Source organism: Bradyrhizobium valentinum, from assembly GCF_001440405.1.
In the GTDB taxonomy this organism is placed as follows: domain Bacteria; phylum Pseudomonadota; class Alphaproteobacteria; order Rhizobiales; family Xanthobacteraceae; genus Bradyrhizobium; species Bradyrhizobium valentinum.
In genome coordinates this window covers 21305-30362 of record NZ_LLXX01000040.1, presented here as the reverse complement: position 1 = coordinate 30362, position 9058 = coordinate 21305, and the positions used below count along the sequence as shown (strand labels likewise).

Here is a 9058-nt window from a genome sequence, read left to right as displayed (position 1 = left end):
GGTACAGCCGGTCGTGATCAATCGGAACGCCCGGTCGCGATCGCTCGGTACGCGCAGATATCCAACCCTCGCTCACGAAGCCGCCTCTTTTTGGCAAATTATTGCCCGTTAGCCCGATTTTCGACATTTCGGATCACTTTGAGCCAGAAAACGACAAATTGGGTTGATTTTCGACCCGAGAGCCGATAAGTTGTTTTCGACAATGTTACTATTTTTGTGGCAAAATTCGACACTCCATATGGATTTTCGACCATGCGGCTGAACTTTGCGGAGGCAAAGGCTTTCCAAGGCAAGGCACTGCCTACCGAGACCCAACTCGTCGGGCTGTCAGCATTGGTCCAGATACTATCGGTTGCGGCACCCGTCCGTCGGCCTAGCGCCGTGTCGGAAAAGCATATCCGTGGCAGCCACCGGGATGAAGGCGACTGGCGGCTGTTCGACAAGAGATATTGGCCCGGCGACAATTTTGCAGATCACCTCACCTTTGCCCTGCGCCACGAAGACCTCGATCTCCTCGTGCTCAAGCGCGTGTTCAAGGCGGTCCCGAAGGCAGAAATCCGTGACTTCGTCACAGCGGCACCAACCGGTGTGCCCGCGCGCCGGGTCTGGTTCCTCTACGAAATGCTAACTGGCGAGACGCTCGACATTCCGGATACCCCGAACGTCGCAGCTGTCGATTTGTTCGACCCGAAGGCTTATTTCACAGGCAAGCCCAAGCTGTCAAAACGGCACCGCGTTCGCAACAATCTGCTCGGAACGAAAGATTTCAGCCCAGTCATCCGAAGGACTTCCGCGCTCGTTGCCCTCACAGAGAGTGGTCTTGCGGAAAAGGCCCGCGAGACCGTCGGGCGTACCGGCGGCCATGTGGTCTCCCGCGCCGCGAGTTTTCTGTTGCTCGCCGATAGCCGCGCAAGCTTCGAGATCGAAGGCGAACGCCCGCCCAGGAACCGGCTGGAGCGGTGGGGACGCGCTGTCGTGCAGGCAGGCAAGCATGCTCTGACCCTTGAAGAGATCGTGCGGCTACATAGCGTCCTCATCGAAGACACCCGGCTCATTCATCCAGGCCTTCGGCCAGATGGCGTTTTTCTGGGTGAGCGAGACCATGAGAACAATCCGCTGCCTGAGTTCATCGGCGCCAGACCGGACGACCTGACCAGCCTCATGAAAGGCCTGATCGACGCTAACGCGCGTATGCGCGATGACGGGATTGATGCCGTTCTACAAGCGGCAAGCACAGCTTTCGGGTTCGTCTATGTCCATCCGCTTCAGGACGGCAACGGACGCCTGCATCGCTGCCTCATCCACCATGTTCTGGCGGAGCGGAAATTCACGCCGCCAGGCATGGTGTTTCCGGTGTCGTCCGTCATGCTCGACCGGATTGATGACTACCGCACTACCCTGCAGTCCCATTCCGGGCCCTTGATGGAGTTCATCGACTGGAAACCGACATCGGACAGGAATGTCGAAGTGCTGAACGATACCGCCGACCTCTACTGCTATTTCGATTGCACCGACGAAGCGGAATTTTTGTATCAGTGCGTCAAGAGAACGGTGGAGCACGATCTGCCGCACGAAATCGATTATCTGCGCCGTCACGACGAAGCCCGCCGCAAAATCATGGACACGGTTGAAATGCCGGATCGCCTTGCAGACGACCTGCTTCTGTTCATCCGGCAGAACAAGGGCGTGCTTTCCAAGAAAAGAAGGGAGCGCGAATTCGAGAAGCTAACGGACGATGAGGTTGCAAGCATCGAGGCCGTTGTCCGGGATGCATTCGAAGGATTTGAAGATAGCTCAAACGAGCAAAATCACGCCCCGTAAGCTTTCGCGACAAAATCCCTTATGTCGCTGATCAAGCTTGTGCAGCCGATTGAACAAAAAAATCGGGACAGCAGAAACCGACAAGTGAAGGCGATTCTCCGCGACGGCTGTCGCGAGCCTCTCTCGCGACTATGAACCCGTGACGGCGAAGTTGGGCGCTCCTCTCACTCTGTCATGCCCAGCGGTCTCACGACCGCGCGCCTTGTCCTCGAAGATTGGCGCATGCGCGCCGAACAGCAGGGAGGCGATCTACGGCTGACCGCATCGACCCCAGGCCGGCGAGGTAGACAGAGGTGAGTTCGACCCCTTTCAGGGTGGGAATGATGAAGAAACCGCTCGCGTGCGGCAAGCCGTGTAGACAGCGAAGATGGGTAGTTCGGCCCTTCGACCTAGCGGGGACATCTTCGCGTTCCCTCACCTGCGAGCCAAAGGCCGAGGTGGGGCGCGTCCATCCGAAACTGCGAGCGAAGAGCGCAGGGCAAGACCTGGTTGCGCGTCTTCGCTTGCCGGCCGCACGAGGTAGGTGCTGACGTTCATGCCGTCAGCCGGCCTGCTTCGACGGGAGGCAATTGCGCTTCATCGGCTTCGGTTGCTCGGGAGCGGCCACCTCCGTCTCTACCGGCACCTCCGCAGCCATCGGGCGCGTTTCCATGAAATTGAGGAAGGCACGTCCCTTTTCGGTGATGCGCCAGCCACCGTTCATGCGCTCAACGAGTTCTTGCGAAAAGATGTCGAGGTTCGGCACACGGGCGGCCAAGCTCTTGGTGCGCTCGGCCCAGTCCCGACCGCTCGTCGCTAAAATGGCCATGTCGCGCTTAAGCTCCGCCATCCTTGCGAAGCCGTCCGGATAGCTCAGCAGGATCTTCAGGACTGTGACCTGGAAATTCACCTGAGTGACAACATGATGTTGTTCGCGCGTGCACGCGGAGCGTACTCGTCGAATGACATCAGAACCAGTTCATAAACGCTTGCCACAGACCTTTGATTGCGTCCCAAAGACGTCCCCAGAAGCCTCGTTCTCTCCTGTAGCGTTCGGTATGAGCCTGCTGGCGCGCGCGCTGGTCGCTGGCCCGGTTGGCCGCGATCTGCTTCGGGGTAAACGCGGGCGCCCATTCTATGCGATTGTCCCTGATCCAATAGTGCGACTGGCAGCCCGCGCTCCAATTGCCGATGGACGGAGTTAGGCTTACGGCCCCGTCCTCAGTTTCTAGCCGCCACCGGCCGGGCTTGAGCGGTGTCACGATCTTAGTGCCACATCCGCAAAAGCAGTTATGCGCCGCCGTGCGGAACTTGAGGGAGATGTAAATAACTCCGTTGTCGAGAACTTTGGGTATGCGCTCGACGAGCTCGGGCCGGATGGCATCGATCCTGTTCATATGGAATCACCCTTCGCGAGAAGGCTATTTGCAATTGTATAAGAGACAAAACGCTCCTTACCCAAGTTGAAATAAAAGCCACGCAGCTTCTTCCAAGCGATTACAGCCAAACACGCGTTAAGTGCATTGAGATCGGCAACTTGGATATTCTTGTCGTACTCATTATTTGCGTCGTCCGTGGCGAACGATATGCGAGACCGCGCGCGTTCTCGGGCGTCGGGTAAGCTAAGGATGCTGCGGAGCATACCGCCAATTGAATTTCGCTTGGCATACAAGCCTATTCCGACGTCCGCGAACGGCGTCCCGAGCGCTTCCAGCTTGTCCACGACCGCGCGCTTCGCAGCTCCTCCTTCCATGCAAAGGAAGACAAAGGACATGCTGCCTAGCTTATCCGCGTTGGTCGCATCGATATGGATGGGATGTGGAATAATTCCACGATGCATACGGGCGTAAATCGACGCGAAGTATTCCACCTTGAGCGGCTGCGCTCGCAAATCTTCGATTTCGGGTGCGCCTGGCGCCCGGAAAGCATTGTGTGTCAAGAAGCGGTCGGCATCAAAAATATGGATCTGCTTGACGGGAGTCTTGGCGACCATATCGAGCACGTACGATCCGGTTCCGCCAACCCCGACGATTGCGATCGCATCCTCCGCAAGCCTCGCGGTAATTGTGTTGATTTCCGCTCTTGCGGACGCAGTATCGAGGTAATTGAATGGTAAGTTGTCGTCCTCAGGCTCAATGACCTTGTGGGTTTTCGCTGTGACCAAAGGGTCTATGGCAGCAACGTGCTTACCGAGGAGCGCGACATAGGCCGTCATCTTTTCATGGTAATTTTCATAGTGCCCGCGCGCCGGCTTTCGGGAAAAGGAATGTTGGGCGACGAACCCGTGGCCAACATCGTACGATCCGCTCTGATGCTTCAGAACTTCGAGCGGCTTACCGTTACTGTCGCAAGGATATTCGCCGATAAATTTGGCCGTGTGATCTTGCGGCTGAGCCGTAACGTCGCCAGCAAGATCGAGGTTCGATGCCAGCGCACCGACCGCGATTTCACGCTTGCTGTTGACATAGGGGACGTCGTGAACGACCAGGTAGCCGGCGCCCGTTACCTGGACGTTATATCCCTCCCTGCGCAACAGTTCTAAATCGGAGCTACGATCGATTGGTATGATCGACATCGAAAATGGTGCCATGTTTTCTCACGGTAACCGTGCCGTTTGGAGGAAGGTCACCGTGATGCGGGACACTCTTTGCGTGTTCGAAGCTCACCGTGAATTCCGGGTCTTGCCCGGTCGGCGGAACCGGAAAGGCGATTTTCACGAGTTCATCGAACGTCAAGACATCATGATCGACGACGACGGGGTCGGTGTTGACGATAATGACGTAATGCTTTTCGGGGGCTTCACCACGATGGAAGTGCTGGTCTTGTGTGAGATCGATCTTTGGACTGTCGATTCGCACTAACCTGTCTTCTTGGTTACCCTCGCCCCCCTTGTGCAGCACCTGACCTTCGGGAACCTGCCCGAGTTCATAAAGGCCAACGCCTGTCGTCGGGTTCGGCGAGTGAAGCGGTTTCTGATCGATATGGATACGCACGTCCGGCTTGTCGTCCGACATGATGGCCTCGTTGGTCTAGCGATAGTGCAGATTTTCGCTTTTGGAGGTGAAACTGGATTGCTTCTCTGGAGGCGACACTGACTTTGATCTCTAAATGGGATTCGTCAGGGAAAGATCGATGGGGCTTAGGCTTGCTTCCGGAGTCAGCGCTGAAGTCGCCCCAAGATTGGATCGGATGGAGAGGCGGACCATTCTTGCCAGCACAAGGGTTACGTCAGCGTGGCGACGGTTTCGGCTGCATCGTTTCGATGCCGGCCTGGCTGGCCAGCCGCACTGGACCAGTGCTCGGACCGCCTTAGTTCGCTTCCCAGCCGCATCACGTTGTACTGCAGCCAGATCCTTTCCCGCTTCACGCGGTTGCTGCGCCGAAACAACGTCTCCGCATAGATGCCCATGCGGAGTCGGTAGAAATGCCCAGCCATGTCCTGCTCTTATGCTGTTTCGCCGAACTGAGATCGCATCATTATTGCTTGCCGACCCCCAACAGTCGGCTCGTGAAAGAGGGTTACGTTTAACTCTGTACAGTAACGACATGTCGATATTGATAAATGCAAGGGGTCCCGGGTTGATGCCTAAATTCCGCGTTCGAGTGTCTTTTTCGACGGATTTCACCACACCGATTTGGATCTGCGAGGCTGGCGCGTCTGGAAGGCATCTTTGAATGGCCGGCGGCGGATGTCACGGATCAGTCGGCCGAGCGGGGTGGTCAGGAAGCGCAGCTCGTGACGGCGGCGGTTGTCCAGGCTTCTAGGCCGCGCGCAGCACCTGGCGGATAAAGGTTTTCGGCCATGGCGCACGCGTATCCGACGACGGAATGGTCGGTGAAGCCGTCGGGTGCTTTTTGCAGAACGCCGCCGTGATGCGAGCCAGGCGCTCTCGCGCAAGCCAGGCTTCGTCGCCTCGCTTTTAGCCGCTGCGGCAACCCAGCCATCGGCGATTTCACTGACGCCAAGGTGATCCGGAAGTTCGCCGAAGTGCCGGACGATCTGAGCGCGCTGTGAATTGGCTCGCGCGGACAGCATTGTCAATATTTTTGGTCTGCGCTAAGGGAATCAACGAAGGATGGAACTCCTGACATACGATGCCGCCGGATTTGCCCAGCCCAGCAAGACAGGTCGGCGGTAGGTCTCCTGAGACTCAGGAGGTGGGCCGCCGATTCATGTGGGAGATCAGATCGATCAATACACATATGCCGGCGCAGGGATCGATCCGATTGCGATTGATTGTGTACGCTGACCACAATCCGAAATAGTTGTCCTAAAAGGGAAGTATTTGCGGGATCAGGCAAGGTCATGTTAGGGAAACGCTCGGACGGCATGGGCAGCGGGATGACGCCAACGGTTCGCCGCGACAAGTGCGCGCCCGCGCAATGATGCGGGCCGTTGCCGAAGGCCTCGTGAGGATTGGGCTCGCGCAGCCCGTGGTAGTTCTCGCCATCTACGAGCACGGGCGGTACACCGAAGAGGTTTAGAGACTAGGCGGGAAATCAATCAAAAGAGACGGTTCGGGTTGTCGCATGAACTCAACGCGTGAGACGACACGAGAGTTGATTTACGGACCAGCTTTTTCAACTGTTCAATGAGGCGATAGACCGAAGCCAGTGCAGCTAATGCTGTAGCTTCGCTACATGCTTCGCCCGAGCGCAGTGCTCTACCGGGATGAATGAGGTTCCGCGCATCCTTCGCAAGGTCCGCTTGGTGCTCGGTCCGGCGTCGATCACACCATTTGAGACCGCAAGATTGATCAAATCAGCGAGATGTAGCTGGTCCAGCGGTCGCTTCGGCGCAGTCATAAGTGACACCTGCTTCAAGGCCCATAGGTGTGCGTGAATGAAGTCGATGGTCGGCGTTGCCTCTGCTGTTTAATCAAGCGAGACTCCGAGGGGATGCGCCCTGGCCGCAGAGTGAGACAACACTCAGCCAGACGATCCGATACAGTTCGTCGCTGCTCTCGCCCACGCGCGCCTTGGTCAGCGAGCCTCGTTTCGAACACCCTTCACTCCAATGTTGGCATTGACGCGCATCTCTCCATGCGCGATCAACGCTTTGCGCTGTGCACATTTGATCATGATTTCCAAGTCTACAACCTGACGCGGCGTGAGTTTCAAGCTCTTTCTTCCGAGTGAGTGTTGCGCTGCCGTTACAGCAATCCCCGATGACGTTGCTAAGACGCGCACGGCTTGGGGGCCATCTAAAGGAAAGAAACTGGAAATGAAGAACTTGTTGCTTGTGACTTGCAGCATCGTCGCGCTTAGCGCGGCCGCACCCGCATTCGGCGCGGATCTCGCTGCGCAGCCCGTCTATATGGCGCCGCCACCGCCGCAGGTCGCGGCCGCGATCTACGACTGGAGCGGTTTGTACATCGGTATCAACGGCGGTTGGGGCTTCAGCGATGCAACTGGTAGCACCGTGGGTGGCCAGATCGGCTATCGCCAGCAGATGGGCCAGGCGGTGTTTGGTATCGAAGGTCAGGGCAACTGGGCTGATTTCAGCGGCTCCAATGTCGGCACCATCTTTCCCCTCAATACTAACCGCAGCACGACCGACGCGTTCGGCCTGATCACCGGCCTGATCGGCTACACCTCCAACAACGTTCTGCTTTACGCCAAGGGCGGTGCTGCGGTGACGAGCAACACCCATCAGGTCACCTCAACCCTGACCGGCGCGCAGCTGGCGAGCACCGACAATACGCGTTTGGGCGCCGCGGTCGGCGCGGGTGTGGAAGTCGGCTTTGCGCCGAACTGGTCGGTCGGCGTCGAGTACGACCACCTGTTCATGCCGGACGCCAACGTGAGCTTCACCACGGCCGCTGGTGTGGTCGCGACCGATCGCATCCGTCAGGATTTCGATCTCCTGACCCTGCGGCTCAATTACAAGTTTAGCCCGCCGGTTCTCAGATACTGATCTCTTCGCGTTCAAACGGCGGATCGAAAGCCCCGGCCCTCGGGCCGGGGCTTTTTTCGAGCTATTCATCTGCCGCGGAACGTACTTCCGCGGACATTCGACCCCAGACCTACTTCCATTCTGCGGTCCGCAACGCACTGTTCAGCTTACGCATCTCACGTTTGGAAGCGCCGAATCGGCTTTCAGCCCGCTCACACGATCAGATTGCTAAGAGTATGGTACTACTTGTGCTCGACGTCTGGGTATTCTGCGGCCGCCGGTTGTGCAGAACGCTTGGTTCAATTGTCATTCCCCCTTGACCTTGGGCTCAACGCGCGGATACACGGCAAGAGAAACCCGTTTGTGTCTGTTGACGATTCAGGCCCAACCCGAGCCACTGTTTGCCTACATCAACAGCCAGGTCAGCGTCACCCTTTTTGGTCTTCTGGACTTGGTGCTATCAGACGCTTGTCATAGCTGCGCTTTCATCGGGCAGCTGATCGGGCACTTGGTTTCGTGTCCTGCTCCCATCCTGCTCCGCCTTTGCGATTCATGCATCGCAGACGCCCGAATGCCTGCGCCGCGTTCCTTTTCAAAGAACGCGCAATGCCGGCTACGGTGGAAGAAGCATACTATCTGCCTAAAGAGGGCGGCGGCGTCGCGTCGGTACGCGTGCGCAATTTCGGATACTCAATCTTAGGCAGCTGCCCAGTCAGCGAATTCAGAAACGCAACAATATCGTTCTTTTCCTTATCGCTAAGCTCGATGCCGAGCTGGGTTTCACCCATCACGCCAACCGCTTGCTTAAGGCTCCAAACCTGGCCTGAATGGAAGTATGGGGTCCGCAACGCGACGTTGCGCAACGGCGCGGCGCGGAAAACGTATTCGTCGCTGGCCGCCTTGGTGACCGCGTATCGGCCCTTGTCGGAGGCCGGAAGCAGGGTTGCGCCCGGCCTTTCGATCACGCCGAACGGGAAGTAATCCTGTCCACCGACGTTGATTCCGTTGTGACAAGAGGAGCACCCCGTTTGCATGAAGAGCTTCAATCCTGCCTTCTGCTGATCATTGAGAGCAGTCGTATCGCCTTGGTACTGATCGAAAGGAGCAGCGGGTGTAATCAGAGTCGCTTCAAAGGCCTCGATCGCCTTCGCGAAGTTGTCAAAGGTGACCGGCGACGCCTCGTTCGGGAACGCCTTCTTGAACATGACCACATAGTCACTCATCGAATTCAACGTATTGAGCACATGATCTGGGGTCGCGTTCATTTCGACACGCGCCTGCACGGGTCTACTAGCAACCGCCGTGCCAGTGGCGCTCGCAAGAGCTAAGCTGCTGATTTAGCCTTCAAAGCAACTGCGACCC

7 protein-coding genes and 1 pseudogene are annotated in these 9058 nt (G+C 57.4%); 2 read left to right on the top strand and 6 right to left on the bottom strand.

From position 1 onward, the window contains the following. Positions 1–252: 252 nt before the first annotated feature. Entirely contained in the window at positions 253–1821 is a 1569-nt protein-coding gene (locus tag CP49_RS07650; RefSeq protein WP_057849682.1) for a Fic family protein, read from the top strand. 541 nt (positions 1822–2362) lie between these two features. On the opposite strand, the gene CP49_RS07645 is transcribed toward CP49_RS07650, so the two are convergent. The 5 genes from CP49_RS07645 to CP49_RS07625 all read right to left on the bottom strand — a co-directional run bounded on the left by CP49_RS07645 (position 2363) and on the right by CP49_RS07625 (position 5236). After that, entirely contained in the window at positions 2363–2710 is a 348-nt protein-coding gene (locus CP49_RS07645; RefSeq protein ID WP_057849681.1) for a hypothetical protein, read from the bottom strand. Between the two features lie 58 nt (positions 2711–2768). After that, positions 2769–3197: a ubiquitination-like system serine protease family protein gene (locus CP49_RS07640; protein WP_057849680.1), complete on the bottom strand. Its 429-nt coding sequence runs from the start codon at positions 3195–3197 to the stop codon at positions 2769–2771. After that, positions 3194–4390 (bottom strand): ThiF family adenylyltransferase, encoded by a 1197-nt coding sequence (locus tag CP49_RS07635; protein ID WP_244608636.1) that lies wholly within the window; start codon positions 4388–4390, stop codon positions 3194–3196. The genes CP49_RS07640 and CP49_RS07635 overlap by 4 nt, the downstream gene beginning before the upstream one ends. Further along, positions 4350–4814 (bottom strand): multiubiquitin domain-containing protein, encoded by a 465-nt coding sequence (locus CP49_RS07630; protein WP_057849678.1) that lies wholly within the window; start codon positions 4812–4814, stop codon positions 4350–4352. Before CP49_RS07630 ends, CP49_RS07635 begins: the two co-directional genes overlap by 41 nt. 209 nt (positions 4815–5023) lie before the next feature. Beyond that, on the bottom strand, positions 5024–5236 hold the full coding sequence (locus CP49_RS07625) for a hypothetical protein (RefSeq protein ID WP_057849677.1): 213 nt from the start codon (positions 5234–5236) through the stop codon (positions 5024–5026). Between the two features lie 1788 nt (positions 5237–7024). On the opposite strand from CP49_RS07625, the gene CP49_RS07620 reads away from it, so the two are divergent. Further along, positions 7025–7717 carry an outer membrane protein gene (locus tag CP49_RS07620; RefSeq protein WP_057849676.1) on the top strand — a complete coding sequence of 231 codons (693 nt, stop codon included), beginning with the start codon at positions 7025–7027 and terminating at the stop codon, positions 7715–7717. Positions 7718–8328: 611 nt separating this feature from the next. On the opposite strand, the pseudogene CP49_RS07615 reads toward CP49_RS07620, so the two are convergent. Beyond that, positions 8329–8997, bottom strand: a pseudogene (locus tag CP49_RS07615) (cytochrome-c peroxidase); the annotation flags it as partial. Positions 8998–9058 lie beyond the last annotated feature (61 nt).

Bases quoted from the DNA above. Each gene is read 5' to 3' on its own strand.
- CP49_RS07650 (WP_057849682.1), top strand. From the start codon at position 253: ATGCGGCTGAACTTTGCGGAGGCAAAGGCTTTCCAAGGCAAGGCACTG.
- CP49_RS07640 (WP_057849680.1), bottom strand. From the start codon at position 3,197: ATGAACAGGATCGATGCCATCCGGCCCGAGCTCGTCGAGCGCATACCC.
- CP49_RS07635 (WP_244608636.1), bottom strand. From the start codon at position 4,390: ATGGCACCATTTTCGATGTCGATCATACCAATCGATCGTAGCTCCGAT.
- CP49_RS07630 (WP_057849678.1), bottom strand. From the start codon at position 4,814: ATGTCGGACGACAAGCCGGACGTGCGTATCCATATCGATCAGAAACCG.
- CP49_RS07625 (WP_057849677.1), bottom strand. From the start codon at position 5,236: ATGGCTGGGCATTTCTACCGACTCCGCATGGGCATCTATGCGGAGACG.
- CP49_RS07620 (WP_057849676.1), top strand. From the start codon at position 7,025: ATGAAGAACTTGTTGCTTGTGACTTGCAGCATCGTCGCGCTTAGCGCG.